The sequence below is a fragment of the Prevotella sp. P6B1 genome (assembly GCF_000702825.1).
Classification (GTDB): domain Bacteria; phylum Bacteroidota; class Bacteroidia; order Bacteroidales; family Bacteroidaceae; genus Prevotella.
On sequence record NZ_JNKF01000016.1, the window covers coordinates 91,232 to 108,020 of the forward strand.

Here is a 16,789-nt window from a genome sequence, read left to right on the forward strand (position 1 = left end):
TTATTTCTTACCTTCCATGATACCTTTCAGTGTCCAATCGGCCTTAACCTTCATACCCTTATGACGGTCGAAAATACCGAAATGCTCTGCACCGCTACCAAAGCTATTATTATCCCAAACGAAAGTTGAGAAACCACGTTTACGAGCTTCACTCACAAAGAATCGGCAGTAATAGATCATATTCTCGTGAATCAAGTCTGTCTGTCCACTCTTCTGACGATCGGTAACACCCCACTCGCCTACAACGATGCCAAGTCCCTTGTTACCCCATGTCTCAACCACACGGTCAAAAAAGTCGCTCATGGTCTTTTCATCATTTGGCGAAATCTCACCTTTTTCTTTATAGGATGTACCCCAGAAGTTATACTTGCACTCGCCTGCATAATCCCATGGCGTATAGTAATGGAACTCTACACTCATATAGTCTAGACCATTGCCTTCGGCATCGGTTGGAATGATAAAGTCGCCATTATTAATACCAAAATCGGGATTGCACACGTAAGTCTGCACAATGAGATGACGCTTGGCGTTATTACCACCGGTAGCACGCACCACATCGATGAACGTCTGGTTGTAGGAATTCTGCACAGCCAGGTTCTCGGCTTCGGGCTTCCCCCAATTATCCTTAATATGTACCTCGTTGGTACCAGCAAATGCCACACGATAATCGTACTTAGCAAACTCGCTGGCAATGTTCAACCACAGTAATGCCAGTTTCTGATTATTCTCTTCTTTATATTGGTTGGTAGGACGTCCCTCTAACCACTTCTCATGATGAGTATTGATAATAACCTTCAAATCGTTAGCCAGGCACCAGTCTACCACTTCCTTGACACGTGTCAACCAAGCCTTGTCGATACTCATGGCAGCAGCATTCGTAATGTGACACTGCCAACGGATGGGGATACGTACTGCATCAAATCCGGCTTCCTTTACAGCTTTGATGGTTTTCTTGGTGACAACGGGATTGCCCCATGACGTTTCGGCTTTGATGCTGTTATCGGCCATACCAATAAACATCGACTCGGCATCTTGTCCAGAAGCAGAACATTCCAATTGGTTGCCAAGATTCCATCCAACAACGCCCTCATTCCATTCCTTGGCCGTAGGTTGAGCTCCAACGGCAACAGGAATCATCATACCTGCAACAAACAGGCCACGCCATGCGTTCATACCTTTTCTCTTCATTCTATTGATTGTATTATGGTTTTAATCGGCAGCAAAGGTACTACTTATATAAATATGTGTGGTTTGACAACATACAGAAAAGGTTTGAATACTCGCAATTGTCAGTATTCAAACCTTTTCTGATAATGTAAGGTAGGCGCTTATTTACTGATATTTCGAAGGCGAAACCCCAAAATATTTCTTGAATACGGTACTGAAATACTTTGGATTTTCAAAGCCAGCCAGTCCTGACACCTCAGTAACACTACGCCCACTGCGCAGCAATGCAGCAGCACGTTCCAAGCGGATAATACGGATGAAGTCCTGCGGTGATTTACCTGTATACGACTTCAGTTTCACATAAAATAATGTACGGCTCATGGCCATCTCACGGCAAAGGCAATCGATAGAGAATGTCGAATCGCTCAGATTTTCCACAATCAAACGGGTAGCCTTATCAACAAACTCTCTACCGCTATCACTCCCTTCTGCCGCCGTCTCAGGTTGCTCTGCAGATTGTTCCGGCACAGAAGAAGTAGTAGTAGCCGAAGTAGGCATCTGATGCATCAGCTGCAGATAATCAATCGACAGGCGCATATATTTCTCCTGCAGGTGGTACACACTCCACGCGCCATAGAAAACCAACAACAGCAAAGCGATGTAGACACACCACATCCACCAGCTGTTCCACCATGGCTGTCCTATAACAATAGTGAGGTCCTGGGAATCAATAACGGCACCACAAGTACTACTGATACATTGTATGGTAAGCCTATGCTTACCTGGCTCCATGCTCACAAAACGAATGTACTGCTGATCAGTGGGCTGGCTCCACTCGCCATTGTCGATTCTGTAGCGATAGCTAATATCGTAATGGTAGCGCATATTCACACTCTCGAACAGGAGATCGAAAGTACGTTCATTATACGATAACTCTAATCGGTCTTTCCCATGCACCACAGCCAGATCAATGTGACTCAAATCATTTCCCTCATCCCTGTAATTAACACCAAGAATGATAAGGTTTGCTGTGTAATTGAGAGGTTGTACACTCTCAGGATGCACAATCACAGCACCTGTCGTAGTACCAAATATAATATCACCATCCGGCAGATTCTGTGCAGCCCCTCGAGAATACTCACGGTTCAAGCCATAGCAATAATTGACATTGACAACGTGAAGAGGATCATCAGCCTTGGCATAAGCAAGACCTTCGTCGGTAGCTATCCATATACGTCCATCCTTGCCCTTAACCAGACTCCTGACATAGTTTGAAGGCAACCCATTATCAACAGTCAACTGTCTACTTTGGCGTTTGGTCATATGGTACACATAGACGCCACCACCATCAGTAGCAATCCATAGCTCTGAACCCGAAGCCAGAAGATGCGCCACAAAGGGATTCACATCAGTTACGCCAGCGGGTGCATAATCCAGTTCTTTGACCTCATCGCTACCCGGCGTTACGAGTTTAAGACCAAAGGCTGTACCCACAGCTATCTGACCTGACGCCAACTGCGTAATGGCTTGCACGTCATGAATCGGATAATATTGGATATGACCATCACTCGATTTCCGGAAAAGATCACCATTCAGGCTACCCATCCATACGCCACCACTTTTATCATAATATACGGCATACACATGGTTATCCTCGAGCTCACTATTATCAACCGTGTAGATATGGCGCAACCGGCTCTGTTCATCTATCTCATAAATGCCCTTACCATAGGTTGACACAAAAACCGATCCATCGGGACACTTGAAGGCACTGGTGACAACCGTTCCCTGATAACTATGCTGCCACTGCCCAGTCATAGCATTATATATACTGATACCATTATCAGTACCCAGCATAACCATATTTCCTGATAGCGGCATCACGGCATTTACATGATCGTTCGCCAATGACTGAAGATTGTTTACCGTATGACGGAAAATAGCTGTCGTACTGCCGATGGGGCGTGCAATATCGATTCCGCCAGAATAGGTACCTATCACAATGTTTTTCCATGAGTCGACAACCATGCTGTAAACACCATTGCCATGGAGCACACCGTGTTCTGTCTCATTGGCGTCAAACAGCAGGGAACAAGTACCACGACCATCGCGCGGCACCTGCCACACACCTTCGCCATCAGAACCAACAAGCATCGTATCATCATCGTACGGACAGATACTGCGAATAGGATTACCATGCGGTGTACTTCCTTTCAGACCAAAGAACTGGTCGGTTGCTATACTGCCATGATGTCCGAATGTCACAATATGCAGACCATTCTCATAGCCACCCAACCAGAGTTTACCTGAGAGTTCATCATAATAAGCGCTCTCGGTATTATAGGAGAGTAGCCGTTGGCCTTTTCCATTGTAGACGCCTTCGCGAGCACAAAACAGGAATCCACTCTTTACCCTGACAATCTGGTTAACATAGGCGCCTTTCACTATCTGCCTCAAGGAATTGTTAGTCCAAATATAGACACCATCGTGCAAAGCCAGATAAATAGAGGTTCCAGATACATAGATGTCGTTGAGAGCCACCTCGTAACCTAAATGCTTTGAAACCTGAGCTATCTGCTCAAACCTATCATAATCGGCATTGAACCTGAATAAAGAGCCTCGATTATCAAATGCGTAAACGCCTGTCGAGTCAGACTTAACATGTATAACCCTACCTCCCAAGTGATTGAAGGGAACACGATCATCAAGTCTGTAGATCCTGACCTTAGAACCATTGAATCTGCCGACACCTTTAAGCGATGACCACCAGATAGCTCCTGACGTTGACTGACAAACAGAGAAGATACGCTGATTATCAAGACCTTCTGCCTTTCCTAAATGCGAAAAAGTAAAATCAGCAGTATGCAACGCCATACTGGCAGTAGAATCTACCACCATCAAACACACCAAAAATACAATCTTCAGAAGGTATATTGGTAATCTGTCAAATGCGTCAACCTTTCTCAAATTCATTTGTTCAGGTAAATGCCATCATCTTTAATGATTATCAACCTCCTCTTATACAGATCGCCGATAGCTTTCTTATAGGCCTTCTTCGACACCTGGAAGCGATCATAGATTAGTTCTGCAGGTGATTTATCGCCCAAATTACAGAATCCATCGTTCTCGTAGAGGTAACGAAGTAATGTCTCAGCGAAATCAAGCGTCTGTTGACGACCTGTTTGCTGGAGTACAATATCGATCTTACCATCCTGGCGCACATGGTCAACGTATGCTTTAAGTTTCATGCCGCTATGCAATGGTTGGAAAATCTGATTCTCAAAAACCAAGCCTTGGAACTTATTATTCACAATAACCTTGAACCCCAGGTCGGTCTTCTGCCAAACAAGGATATCCACCTCAGCACCATGCTGCAGCGAAGGCAAATCGGTAACAACAGGTGTAGTGAGATATTTTTCAACCTTAGCAGTAGCCATCAGTCGATAGCTGTCCTCGTCAAGTTTAATATAGACAATATGTCGCTGACCTTGCTCCATACGTTTTTTCTGTTCACGGAAGGGACAGAAAATGTCCTTCATCAGCCCCCAGTTCAAAAAAGCGCCGAACTGGTTGACCCACGCCACCTCAAGACTCACGAATTCGCCAACCTTGGCATAGGGCTTCTCCGTAGTAGCCACAGGACGTTCTTCCTGATCGAGATAAATAAATACAGTAATCTCGTCACCAATCTTCATATCTTTTGTGACATAACGCTGAGGCAGAAGAATTTCGCCTTCTTCGCCGCCATCAAGATAAAGTCCGAAGTCAACCGACTTCACTATTTTCAAAGTGTTGTAGTCTCCGAGGGTAAGCATATTTGTCCGTCTTTTAAATGAATGGTACGATCGGTAATAGAAGCCAGTTGCTCATCGTGAGTCACAATGACGAAGGTCTGTCCGAACTGATTACGAAGGTCGAAGAACAACTGGTGGAGTTCCGCCTTGTTCTTAGTGTCGAGAGAGCCAGAAGGTTCATCAGCCAGAATCACAGCGGGATTATTGACTAAGGCACGTGCTACAGCCACACGCTGTTTCTCACCTCCAGAAAGTTCATTAGGCTTATGAGTGGCACGATCGGCCAACCCCATAAACTCGAGCAACTCCTTGGCACGCTGACGCGCTTTGCTCTGTGAAGTGCCTGCAATATAAGCAGGAATCATGATATTCTCTATAGCGGTAAACTCAGGCAACAGCTGGTGGAACTGAAATACAAAGCCCAGATGGCGGTTACGAAAATCAGACAGCTGTTTAGATGAGAGTTGAGTGGTTTCAATGCCGTCAACAATCACACGGCCGGTATCAGGCCGATCAAGGGTGCCTATAATCTGCAATAAGGTGGTCTTACCAGCGCCACTGGGCCCCACGATACTCACTACCTCACCCTTATCTATATGGAGGTCGATACCTTTCAGTACCTGTAATGAGCCAAAACTCTTGGTTATATTACTTATTTCTATCATTTTCTTGATGATTTCTTCTTATTTATTAGCAAAGCGTTTCTTTTCAATCCAACGCAAGATGGTATCATAGATACTCTTCTCCTCATGGTGCTGAGCCTCAGTGAAGCTCATACGCTCTTCCTTCGTATTACCATACTGGTCAGGGAAGATAATCATGAGATTCTTTCCTGAGAAATATTTCTGTAACTCGTCAGGCAGTCGCTCCAATGCCGTCTTATACGATATGGTACCCTTTCGGGCTGTAACAACCACAAACAGGTGGTCGTCAGCGATGTCGGCAGCCAACTGAGGCAGCTCATTCCAATGGGCCATATAAGTATATTCGGTACGCACGTTGGGGTGACGGTTATTGATATACTCACGGATGAGTGACAGCGACTCATGGCGACCATGAAACTGGATGCGACAATCCAACTGACCAGCCAGACGACTCAATCGTTCCAACCAACGCAGGAATCCAGGTTCGAACTCGGCACGCGACGGCACTGCCACACGAATACGGCGCAACGTGGTCATTGGCTGTACGAAACGTGTCAGGATAATCTGACGGTTCAAGCCATTATACAGACTCTGGATGAAATTACCCCAGAAACGTGGACTGATGTCAGTATGTATGTGCATACCCATGACAATCTCTGAGCAGGCAAACTCGCGAAAAGCATGCTTGATACCATTAGCGATGTTGGTAGCCAAACGCACCTGCGTCTGCACTCTCACCTCGCTGGCACTAGCTGTTTGCTGTAGTTTCTCCAGAAGTCTGAGTCCCTGCTCACGAGCAACATTACTTTTCTCATCATCATAAACCACATTGAGTGCAACCAGATCGCGGTTCAAACGCTGATTGCGCATGAACATCGATAGATACAACAGATGTGGCGCAATCTCTGGATACTTCACACAAAGCAGAATCTTCTCATCATCATCCTTAGGCATATCGCCCTGCAGATGAGCTTTTTCCTGAATGATAATCTTTTTCGCAGCATGCTCAGTCATCATGGTACTGATAATACATGTAAACAGAATCATCATGATAATACCATTCAGCATATCGTCACTCACTAAGTATTCACCAGGAGCCACCTCCAGTCTAATACCCACCATCACCATAGCGATGGCACCTGCCGCATGCGCAGAGGTCAATCCGAACATCATATGACCATCAGCTTTCGACAGACGGAACAGCAGACTGGAAACATAAGCAGCTACAGCCTTTCCAAAGGTACCAAAGAACACGATAAGCAACACTATCCATACCATCTGTACGCTGGAGAAGAGTGTGCCTAAATTAATCAACATGCCAACACCTATCAGGAAATAAGGGATGAATAGAGCGTTACCAATAAACTCAATACGGTTCATGAGTGGCGACACACGCGGTATATACCTATTCAATATAAGTCCCGAATAGAACGCGCCAAAAACGCCCTCGATGCCTATCAAGGAAGATAAGGCTGCACTCAAGAACATCACAGCCATGACAAAGGTGTACTGCATCACGGCATCGCTGTATCGACGGAGGAAATAACGTGTCAACTTGGGTATCAGTATCACACTGCCCACACAGAAGGCAGCAAACTTAATCACAAAAAGCACCCAGAACAGCCAGTTGCTATCCTTGGAGAATGAGCCCGAGATGGCAGCCAACATCACCAGTGCCAGGAACAAGGCAATCATCGAAGAGCCTACGCTAAGTGCCACGCTCTGGTGCTTATGTAGACCATAACGGCCTACTATCGGATAGGCTATCAGCGTGTTCGATGCCATGATACAGCCCAGCAGGAATGAAGCTGCCGATGAATAGCCGAGAATGGCAACCGACATGACATAGGTGAGTATCAGCGGCACCAGACAGGTGAGAAGGCCGAAAAGCAGGAACCGGCGCGAGTGTTTCTTCACGCCTTCCATATCCATCTCCAGTCCGGCCAGGAACATGATGTAGTAAAGTCCTACCCTGCCAAAGAGTTCAAAAGAGTTGTCACGTTCCAGGACATTAAACCCATATTGTCCGATGGCGATGCCCGCCAATACCATACCGATGATATGCGGAATACGCAGTTTACTCATCACGATAGGAGCAAACAGGATAATCATCAGCACCACAAAAAAGACTAAAGTCGGGTCTGTAATCGGCAAATATGATAATAATAATGTCATTTTGGCTACAAAGGTAGGCATTTTTTTGGTAAAATGAAAAAAAAAACATAATTTTGCGGCCAAATTGTAACCATTTAAAGGATTAAGCAAGATGAAAGTAGCAATTGTAGGTGCGAGTGGAGCCGTAGGACAAGAGTTTCTGCGCATCCTCGCTGAGAGAAATTTCCCAATGGACGAACTGGTACTGTTTGGCTCAGAGCGCAGTGCTGGAACGAAGTACAATTTTAAAGGTAAGGAGATTGAGGTCAAACTGCTTCAACACAACGACGACTTTAAGGATGTCGACATCGCCTTCACTTCAGCAGGTGCAGGCACATCGAAGGAGTTTGCCGAGACTATCACAAAGTATGGTGCAGTAATGATTGACAACTCGAGTGCATTCCGTATGGACGACGATGTACCCTTGGTAGTGCCCGAGTGCAACGCCGAGGATGCCCTGAACCGTCCTCGTGGTATCATTGCTAACCCAAACTGCACTACCATCATGATGGTAGTTGTTCTCCAGCCTCTGGAAAAGCTCTCTCATATAAAACGCATCCATGTTGCTTCATATCAGAGTGCTTCAGGTGCCGGTGCCGCAGCCATGGCAGAACTGCAACAGCAGTATAAGGAGATGGTAGAGGATGGTGAGGTAAAAACCGTAAAGAAGTTTGCCCACCAGTTGGCTTATAACGTTATCCCTCAGATTGACGTATTCCAGCCCAACGGCTACACCAAGGAGGAGATGAAGATGTTTAACGAGACACGTAAGATTATGCATACCGATGCCAAGTGCTCGGCCATGTGCGTACGTGTTAGCTCACTGCGCTCTCACTCAGAGAGTGTTTGGATTGAAACCGAGCGTCCCATCAGCGTAGAGGAGGCTCAGAAGGCTATCGCCGCTGCTCCTGGCTGTACACTGAAGGACGATCCCGCCACACTCACCTACCCCATGCCTTTGGAGACTGCAGGCAAGGACGATGTTTACGTAGGTCGTGTACGTAAGGATATCAGCGACGAAAACGGTCTGACCTTCTGGCTCAGTGGTGACCAGATTCGCAAGGGCGCTGCCCTGAACGCCGTTCAGATTGCTGAGTACTTAGTAAAAGTAGGTAATGTTAAGTAAGACAATATTCAGGGTAGCCATTTGGGCTGCCCTGATATTTTCATTAACCGCATGCGGTGCTGGTGACGACGATGGTCGCCGCTTGGGTGAAACGATTGTCGGTACTTGGCAACGAGGTTGGAACCAAGGCGACGTTGTAATTGAAGGTGATACCGATCTTAAGCCAGAAAACTTCTTGTACGATCTGTTCGTATTCCGTGGTGACGGCACATATAACGGCATGGTGCGTAAAGGCACTTTTTCATCCTACGACACCGATGGCGATATCATCTACGAAGGCGACTATCAATGCGACAATCATAATCTGAAACTACAATACACCGACGAAGGTGGCACGCATCGCACCATTCTTGCCCAGGTGATAACATTCAATGAAACAACAATGCAGATTCGTTACGAGGAAGAACAACATCACATCACCGTTACTTTCATCATCCGAAAACAAAGCAATGAAAGTACTGGCTATTCATCGTCTTCAACCACATCCGAGTAGTAGAAGTCCTGATAGTATTCTATTTCACCATAGGCAGAAAAATAGCCCAAACAGCCTCCTGTGAAGTTATCAACGGGATTGGTATTGGTGTTTGTCATCTGTTGCATGGAATACAAGTAGTCATAGGCACGCTGGTCTATGGCGCGAATTACCACTCGCAGTTTATCTCCATCCTGTAACACATCACTATCGTGATCACCATCCCGGAAAAAGGTAAACAACTGTTGAAGTTCCTTATTCGGATTTTTCTCATCCTTCATCACAGCCCAACGATAGCCTATCCCGTTACGATAGATATGCATAAAGTACCAGTTACTCTCATTGGGTAAATCTTGCAACCGCAGGTCACCAAACAGATAGCGTTCTGTCAACATCTTCTTCCAAACCAGTCTGAACGCATTCATCTTGGGAGTACGCTGCATGGTCGAGGTCGAAATATAGTGTTGTCCATCCACTTCCACATCCAATTGGTACTGAGTACCAACGATTCCCTTCAGTTTTGATCTATAGTAACCATCACGCGAAAATGGGATAATGGCCATCGTACCATCACTACCCGTCAACTTCACCACAGCGTTATTCACCTCGCTACTGATAGCGTTATTGCTCATGGCATTAGTCTTGCTTACACGAATTTCGGTACCTGAGGCGCTAAGATGTCCTTCTATCACAAGGCGCGATTCTGCTTCGTGATAATCAATCACTATCTCCTTCTCACAGGATAAGAAAACACCGCAGCATATGATGATAAATAGTAAACGACGCATATCTTAGAATTTGATATTAAACGAAACAGACGGCATGATACCGAACAACGAATACTGCTTAGCTTTGGTGCCTGCACCATACTCGCCATCCTCGAAATTAATCAAGAAGGGGTTATAGCGGTTATACAGATTGTAAATACCAAACACCAGCTGGTGGGTACGATTACGATAGTGCTTGCTCCACACTGCACTCACGTCAAGATGGTGTGAGGCAGGTGCCCGATAGCCATTGCGCTCGGTATAGTAGTAAACCCAGTTATCCTCAATCATATACTTACCACTGGGAGCCGTAAAAGCCTGTCCGCTGTTGAATACCCACGAAGCGCTGAACAACCAGCGTTTGTTAAGTCGGTACATAGCCACCACATTGATATCATGACGACGATCGTTATTTGCATCGTACCAACGTCCCTGATTGATACCATCAATTTTAGTTTTCGACCATGATAGTGTGTAGCCAATCCATCCCGTCAATTTGCCGTTATTCTTACGGGCACTGAATTCCAGACCATAACCTTTGCCCTTGCCAGCCAGCATCAGGCGCTCAATTTCTATCTCACTGGCAAATGATTTTCCATCACGATAATCCAATACATGATTAATCTGACGATAGTAACCTTCTATCGAAAAGTCAAAATCCTGATTGGGAGTCATCATAAAGAAGCCACCACTCAACTGATCTGCCACCTCTGGTTCTACAATATTACTGCTCATGGCATAGCGATCGAACGGCGTCGATGTACTCTGATTGCGCAGGGCATGCACATTCTGCGAGGTACGGGTATATCCCAGTTTCACAGAGGTTATGGGTGAAAGGTGATAGTTCAGGGATAGGCGTGGCTCAAATGTTGTGTGAGTCTTAACTATCTGGTTCTTACCATAGTTATAATACCAGCCTATGGTACCATCTTTTTCTATGTCGTAATACAGTGAACCGCCAAGTGACGAGAACATACTGAGTCTGAGGCCAGCCGAGACATCGAGTTTTTTTGTGATGGGGGCAGCTATATTTAGCCAGACAGCATTATCCCAGGCCCGACGCTGCTCTTTCTCATGCAACGACACTTGCTTCCATTCGGCCGATTTTACATTCAACAAAGCTGTCTGAAATCCCAAATCCAGTGCATATTTATCAAAATCCACATGAAAATCCTGTCGAAAACCTGCCTGACGGATATGACCGGAGAACCAGATGTTTACACCTATAAAATCTATACCATTATCTGTTTGATATCCACTATAATAAACAGTAGACTGTGCATAGGAATTCCCAGCAAAATGATGTAACCATTTTAAACTGGTCGACAAGTTCCTCCAACGGATATCTACCATATCCTCCAGAGCAGTACGGTCATTACCTGTAAAGAAACTCAGAAACAGTTGGTTTTTGTCGTTAATCGTCCAATCAGCCTTGGCATTAATATCATAGAAATACAAGGTATTATCTTTGAAATCAGGAGATAGTTTCAGAAACATATCCAAATACGAACGTCGTGCCGTCACTAAAAACGAGGCCTTATTCTTCACGATAGGACCTTCCAGCGTCCCCTTTGCCGATAACAGACCTATGCTGGCACCGCCATGCAATTCATTTTTGTTTCCTGTCTTCCCGATAATATCAAGCACAGCCGACGAGGCACCTCCATAGGACGCTGGTAACAGTCCCTTATAAAGCGTAGCTGATACCAAAGCATCACTATTAAAGGCAGAAAACAGACCAGCCAGATGTCCCACATTATAGACAGGAGCCATATCAACCAATATCTGGTTCTGAGCAGAAGTACCACCACGCACCTGAAAACTACTCGAAGCATCGCTTTCACTCTTCACGCCTGTCAGCAACTGCATGGATCGTATAATATCCTGTTCACCAAAAATCTGTGGTGAGGCGGTCAGATCTTTTAGTTGCACTTGTTCTGTGCCCGTTTGTATCTGGTTCAGGCGTTGACGTGCAGAATTAGATTTCACCACCACCTCCTCCAACTGTTCCTGTCGCAAGGTGTCTACAGGTTCAGTCGTGCATGAAATAAGCGCCGATAGTAGTAATGTTGATAAAAACATGATGCAAAAATAATAGTTTTTTTTGGAAACTCCAAAAAAATACCTATCTTTGCCACCGATAATGACAAAAAACTCAAGATTATGAAAAAATTACTTGTTGCCGCAATGGCAATCGTAGCACTTTGTGCTTGTGGAAACGGAGAGAAGCAATCTCTCAACTATCGTGGCCTGTCGATGGGTATGCCATTCAAAACATTCTGCGATTCTCTGACTGCCCGTGGTTTTGCAATTGACTCAGCCCATTCCGACTCCGACTTCACCAGAGTGTCGATGTATAATCCCAACCTTAACTATCGCCTGATGTTAGCTCAGAAGAACGACACACTGAAAGCACTTCAGGAGAACTACTACATCTCAACCAATGACAGTACCCGCAAGATGTGGCAACAGTTGCATGACGAATTCGAGAAACAGATTGGCGCCTGGCCTAACATGCTAAAAGACGGAAAGGATCACCGCATAGCAAAATTCGAGGATAAAGGCGGTTTCATCACCCTTACCCTCGAAAATACATATAAACCTACACTCAGTGTACTTTATCAGTTAAAATAGCATGATGGTATAGAGGTAAACAACTGCTGCTGGGATTGCCAGTAACGAGGAATCGAAACGATCCAACATACCACCATGTCCTGGCAGGATATTACCACTATCCTTGATGCCTAAGGTGCGTTTGAAGAGGCTCTCTACCAGATCGCCCCAGGTACCGAACACCACAACCGTCAGTCCAAGACCAGCCCACTCGATGGCTGTCAATCCCAACTGATTCAACTGATACTTATCAGTGAGATAACCTACCAGTACGGCAACGGCCATCACCAAGATACCACCGCCGATACTGCCTTCCCAACTCTTTCCCGGCGAAATGCGGGGGAAGAGTTTATGTTTGCCTAGTAGCGAACCACACAGATACGCTCCTGTATCATTCAACCACAGAAACACGAACACCGATAACGGCAGTATAGCATCATAAGCCACAAAACCCTGCAGGGTAGAATGGAATGCCAATGTATTGAGCAAGGAGAATGGCAAAGCAATATAGAGCTGTGCCATCATCGTATAGGCCCAGTTGTGAATAGGATCCTCGTTCTTTAGATACAACTCAGCCACCATCAGATAGATGATTGATACGAGATACGGAATAAATACTGCCGACGGCGTGAGTTCGCTGGTAAAACCCGCCATAGCAAAAAAGAAATACACGCCTGCTACAGTTGAGATCAAGCGGTTCACCATAACCTTCTCGCGATCATTCACCAGTCCAGTAAACTCCCAAATTGTCAGACCTGTAATCAGCGCGAATAGTAGTACCATAGCCTGAGGCCGCAGGAAACTGCACACCAGCACCGCAACGAACAGCACTCCAGTGATGGTTCTTACAATAAAATTACGCATCCTTATCCTCCTTTTCTTCGGTTTTGTTCTCTAATGCTTTCTGCTCAGCAGCCTTAGCTTCCGCCTCCAGCTCCTTAGCTCGCTCTTCGGCCATACGCTCAGCATCAGCCTTCATCTGAGCCTCAAGTAGTTCCTCAGCACGACTTGTCCATGGGCGCTTGCCAAATATCTTCTCAACATCTTCAGCAAAAATCACCTCACGGTCAATCAGCAACTGTGCTAACTGGGCGTGCCCCTCCTTATGCTCAGTCAATATCTGCTTAGCACGCGTGTACTGCTCATTAATCATACGCAGCACCTCATCGTCCATAATCTTAGCGGTTGTCTCCGAATAAGGTTTCTGAAACTGGTACTCAGCATTATTATAGTAGCAAACATTGGGCAACTTGTCACTCATACCGGCATAAGCAATCATGCCGTAAGCCTGTTTGGTGGTACGCTCCAGATCGTTCATGGCACCTGTAGAGATATGTCCCACAAACAGTTCTTCGGCTGCACGACCACCTAACAGCGAGCACATCTCATCAAGCATTGCCTCCTTAGTCTGCAACACACGTTCCTCAGGCAGATACCAAGCAGCACCTAAGGCCTGTCCACGTGGTACGATAGATACCTTTACCAATGGGTTGGCAAATTCGGTAAACCAAGAGATTGTGGCATGACCTGCCTCATGGATAGCAATCGATCGTTTCTCGGCCTGTGTCATTACTTTAGTTTTCTTCTCCAGTCCACCAATAATACGGTCAACGGCATCCAAGAAGTCCTGCTTCGTTACAGCCTGACTATTGTGACGGGCAGCAATCAGAGCCGCCTCATTACATACGTTAGCGATATCAGCACCCGAGAAGCCAGGAGTCTGACGAGCCAGGAAGTCGATATCCACACTCTCATCAATCTTCACGGGTTTCAGATGCACCTTGAACACTTCCTTACGCTCGTTCAGGTCGGGCAGGTCCACATGAATCTGACGGTCAAAACGACCAGCACGCAGCAAAGCCGAGTCGAGCATGTCAGCACGGTTGGTAGCAGCCAATATAATCACACCGCTGTTGGTACCAAAACCATCCATCTCAGTCAGCAGAGCATTCAATGTATTCTCGCGCTCATCATTGCCACCCATGGATGGGTTTTTAGAACGGGCACGACCTACGGCGTCAATCTCATCAATAAAAATGATACATGGACTCTTCTGCTTGGCCTGCTGGAAAAGGTCACGCACACGTGATGCACCCACACCCACAAACATCTCAACGAAGTCCGAACCACTCATCGAGAAGAAGGGAACACCAGCCTCACCGGCAACCGCCTTAGCCAACAGGGTCTTACCGGTTCCTGGAGGACCTACCAGCAGAGCTCCCTTGGGTATCTTACCGCCCAAGTCGGTATATTTCTGAGGATTCTTCAAGAAATCAACAATCTCCTGTATCTCCTGCTTAGCACCAGCCTGTCCGGCTACATCTTTAAACGTAATGCCCAACTCGCCACCCTTTTCATACATTTTGGCTTTGCTCTTGCCAACGTTAAAGATGCCGCCTCCAACACCGCCGCCTCCGCCGCCCATGCGGCGCATCAGGAGTATCCACACAACCACGATAAACAGGATGGACAGCAGATTCGGGAAGATAAGCGAGAAGAAGTCGTTATCGTGTTTATTGTCAAAAGCCAAGTCGCCACTAAACACCTTGTCCTCCTTGGCCTTAGCAATAAACTGCTCCACTTGGTCAACACTACCGAATTCCACTTCCAGATAGGGATCCACCCCAGTCTGCTTGGTACTCTGTTTAAACACATCGCGAATGTGCTCAGGTTTCACATACATACGCAAAATGCTTTGTGGTTTATTTACCACAATCTTCTTGGCGTAGCCACGTTCTACCATCATCTTGAATTCGCTGTATGTGGCCGTTTTGGCTACGCTACTGTTTTCAGCACCACCATTAGTAAAGTAAAGCAGTGCCAAGGCCGCAATTGCAATGAGGTATATCCAGCTCATATTGAACTTGGGCATATTCATCTTTGGGCCACGATCCTTATTGGGTTTCTGATTATTATCCATATACCTTATTATATATAGTTAGTCAAGATCAGGGATTCTAGTCAGCGGGGCATCCTCCCACAAATGCTCCAGATCATAATAGTCACGCACATCAGGCAAGAATATATGTACCAATACGTCCGTATAGTCCATAGCAACCCACTGAGCATTCTCTAATCCTACCACATGAGCAGGTTTCTCACCCAATTTCTCACGTACCATATCGCCTATCGATTCAGCGATGGCCTCTACCTGTGTTGGCGAATTACCAGTGCAGATAACGAAGTACTGGCAGATAGTTCCCTCTATTTTTGTCAGGTTGGCTACAACAATGTTGCAACCTTTTTTTTCCTGAATTGATTCTTTAATTGTTTCTACAAGTTGTATCATTAATAAAATATCTGTTATTTTGTTCGCAAAGGTAGTGCAAATTGGGCAAAAAACAAAGAAAAAGTGAAAAATTTGCGGTTTTTTATAATTTTTCCCCAAAAAATTTTGGTAGTTCAAGAAAAAGTAGTACCTTTGCACCCGCAAAACAGAGCAAGAGAGTTCTCAAGCAAAAACATTTTGGGGTATGGTGTAATGGTAACACTGCAGATTCTGGTCCTGCCTTTCCTGGTTCGAGTCCGGGTACCCCAACTAAAAAAACGCTAAGCATTAAGCTTAGCGTTTTTTGTTAATACTCTATTTTATCCGTTTTCGAAGTCCATAGACGGAAAGTGTGCAGGGCCTCATCACGCAAGAGAGGTGTGATGGGAACAGTACGTTTATCCATCGGACGCTCCAGTTCTTCGTAGATGAAGTCGTCGGCGAACTGGATATCACGGGCATCCTTACGGGTATTACCATAGAAGATGCGACCGATACGAGCCCAGTAGATTGCGCCCAAACACATGGGGCATGGCTCGCACGAGGTATAGATGGTACATCCCGACAAGTCGAACGTACGAAGTTTACGACAAGCCTCACGGATGGTATTCACCTCTGCGTGAGCCGTAGGATCATTATCAATGGTGACACTGTTGCTACTACCGGCTACAATCTCGCCATCCCGCACGATGACGGCACCAAAGGGACCACCGCCTCGCTCAACACTTTCGTTGGCGAGGCGGATGGCTTCTCTCATAAACTTTTTATCTTGTTCTGTTATCAT

Annotated in this window: 13 protein-coding genes, 1 tRNA gene and 2 pseudogenes; 4 read left to right on the top strand and 12 right to left on the bottom strand. The window is 45.9% G+C overall.

The annotated features are described in order from the left end of the window. From T495_RS0113555 to T495_RS0113575, 6 genes and pseudogenes are all read right to left on the bottom strand, one after another. On the bottom strand, nucleotides 1–1,140 hold the full coding sequence (locus tag T495_RS0113555) for a glycoside hydrolase family 5 protein (RefSeq protein ID WP_231495119.1): 1,140 nt from the start codon (nucleotides 1,138–1,140) through the stop codon (nucleotides 1–3). A gap of 192 nt (nucleotides 1,141–1,332) precedes the next feature. After that, nucleotides 1,333–1,668, bottom strand: a pseudogene (locus T495_RS16400) (helix-turn-helix domain-containing protein); the annotation flags it as partial. A 720-nt stretch (nucleotides 1,669–2,388) separates the two neighbouring features. Further along, nucleotides 2,389–4,140: pseudogene (locus tag T495_RS16405) on the bottom strand (two-component regulator propeller domain-containing protein); the annotation flags it as partial. Continuing rightward, nucleotides 4,137–4,982 carry a S1 RNA-binding domain-containing protein gene (locus T495_RS0113565; protein ID WP_028902533.1) on the bottom strand — a complete coding sequence of 282 codons (846 nt, stop codon included), beginning with the start codon at nucleotides 4,980–4,982 and terminating at the stop codon, nucleotides 4,137–4,139. The gene T495_RS0113565 and the pseudogene T495_RS16405, both read right to left, overlap by 4 nt. Beyond that, nucleotides 4,952–5,626 (bottom strand): ABC transporter ATP-binding protein, encoded by a 675-nt coding sequence (locus T495_RS0113570; RefSeq protein ID WP_028902532.1) that lies wholly within the window; start codon nucleotides 5,624–5,626, stop codon nucleotides 4,952–4,954. The genes T495_RS0113565 and T495_RS0113570 overlap by 31 nt, the downstream gene beginning before the upstream one ends. Nucleotides 5,627–5,644: 18 nt before the next feature. Further along, complete coding sequence (locus T495_RS0113575) at nucleotides 5,645–7,780, bottom strand: cation:proton antiporter (RefSeq protein WP_028902531.1); 2,136 nt, start codon at nucleotides 7,778–7,780, stop codon at nucleotides 5,645–5,647. Between the two features lie 91 nt (nucleotides 7,781–7,871). On the opposite strand from T495_RS0113575, the gene T495_RS0113580 reads away from it, so the two are divergent. Both T495_RS0113580 and T495_RS0113585 read left to right on the top strand, forming a co-directional pair. Further along, the gene (locus tag T495_RS0113580) at nucleotides 7,872–8,885 is read left to right on the top strand and encodes an aspartate-semialdehyde dehydrogenase (RefSeq protein ID WP_028902530.1); all 1,014 of its coding nucleotides are present in this window, start codon (nucleotides 7,872–7,874) and stop codon (nucleotides 8,883–8,885) included. Then, nucleotides 8,875–9,378: a lipocalin family protein gene (locus T495_RS0113585; protein ID WP_033149076.1), complete on the top strand. Its 504-nt coding sequence runs from the start codon at nucleotides 8,875–8,877 to the stop codon at nucleotides 9,376–9,378. The genes T495_RS0113580 and T495_RS0113585 overlap by 11 nt, the downstream gene beginning before the upstream one ends. On the opposite strand, the gene T495_RS0113590 is transcribed toward T495_RS0113585, so the two are convergent. Together T495_RS0113590 and T495_RS0113595 are read right to left on the bottom strand one after the other, a co-directional pair. Then, nucleotides 9,348–10,145, bottom strand: coding sequence for a DUF4249 domain-containing protein (locus tag T495_RS0113590; RefSeq protein WP_028902528.1), 798 nt, complete (start codon nucleotides 10,143–10,145; stop codon nucleotides 9,348–9,350). The two genes, T495_RS0113585 and T495_RS0113590, sit on opposite strands and share 31 nt — an antisense overlap. A gap of 3 nt (nucleotides 10,146–10,148) precedes the next feature. After that, nucleotides 10,149–12,206 (bottom strand): TonB-dependent siderophore receptor, encoded by a 2,058-nt coding sequence (locus T495_RS0113595; RefSeq protein ID WP_033149077.1) that lies wholly within the window; start codon nucleotides 12,204–12,206, stop codon nucleotides 10,149–10,151. 81 nt (nucleotides 12,207–12,287) lie between these two features. On the opposite strand from T495_RS0113595, the gene T495_RS0113600 reads away from it, so the two are divergent. Next, nucleotides 12,288–12,758, top strand: a complete 471-nt coding sequence (locus T495_RS0113600) for a hypothetical protein (protein ID WP_028902526.1) — start codon at nucleotides 12,288–12,290, stop codon at nucleotides 12,756–12,758. Here T495_RS0113600 and T495_RS0113605 read toward each other — a convergent pair. Genes T495_RS0113605 through rsfS form a run of 3 tightly spaced genes read right to left on the bottom strand, consistent with a single transcriptional unit; the run spans nucleotide 12,750 to nucleotide 16,026 of the window. Further along, complete coding sequence (locus T495_RS0113605; RefSeq protein WP_033149078.1) at nucleotides 12,750–13,601, bottom strand: phosphatidate cytidylyltransferase; 852 nt, start codon at nucleotides 13,599–13,601, stop codon at nucleotides 12,750–12,752. The genes T495_RS0113600 and T495_RS0113605 overlap by 9 nt on opposite strands. Beyond that, the gene (ftsH, locus tag T495_RS0113610) at nucleotides 13,594–15,657 is read right to left on the bottom strand and encodes an ATP-dependent zinc metalloprotease FtsH (RefSeq protein ID WP_033149079.1); all 2,064 of its coding nucleotides are present in this window, start codon (nucleotides 15,655–15,657) and stop codon (nucleotides 13,594–13,596) included. Before ftsH ends, T495_RS0113605 begins: the two co-directional genes overlap by 8 nt. 18 nt (nucleotides 15,658–15,675) lie before the next feature. Continuing rightward, on the bottom strand, nucleotides 15,676–16,026 hold the full coding sequence (gene rsfS / locus T495_RS0113615; protein ID WP_033149080.1) for a ribosome silencing factor: 351 nt from the start codon (nucleotides 16,024–16,026) through the stop codon (nucleotides 15,676–15,678). Between the two features lie 178 nt (nucleotides 16,027–16,204). Here rsfS and T495_RS0113620 point away from each other — a divergent pair. After that, nucleotides 16,205–16,275: transfer RNA gene (locus T495_RS0113620), tRNA-Gln, on the top strand. Between the two features lie 37 nt (nucleotides 16,276–16,312). Here T495_RS0113620 and T495_RS0113625 read toward each other — a convergent pair. Further along, the gene (locus T495_RS0113625; protein ID WP_197018783.1) at nucleotides 16,313–16,789 is read right to left on the bottom strand and encodes a nucleoside deaminase; all 477 of its coding nucleotides are present in this window, start codon (nucleotides 16,787–16,789) and stop codon (nucleotides 16,313–16,315) included.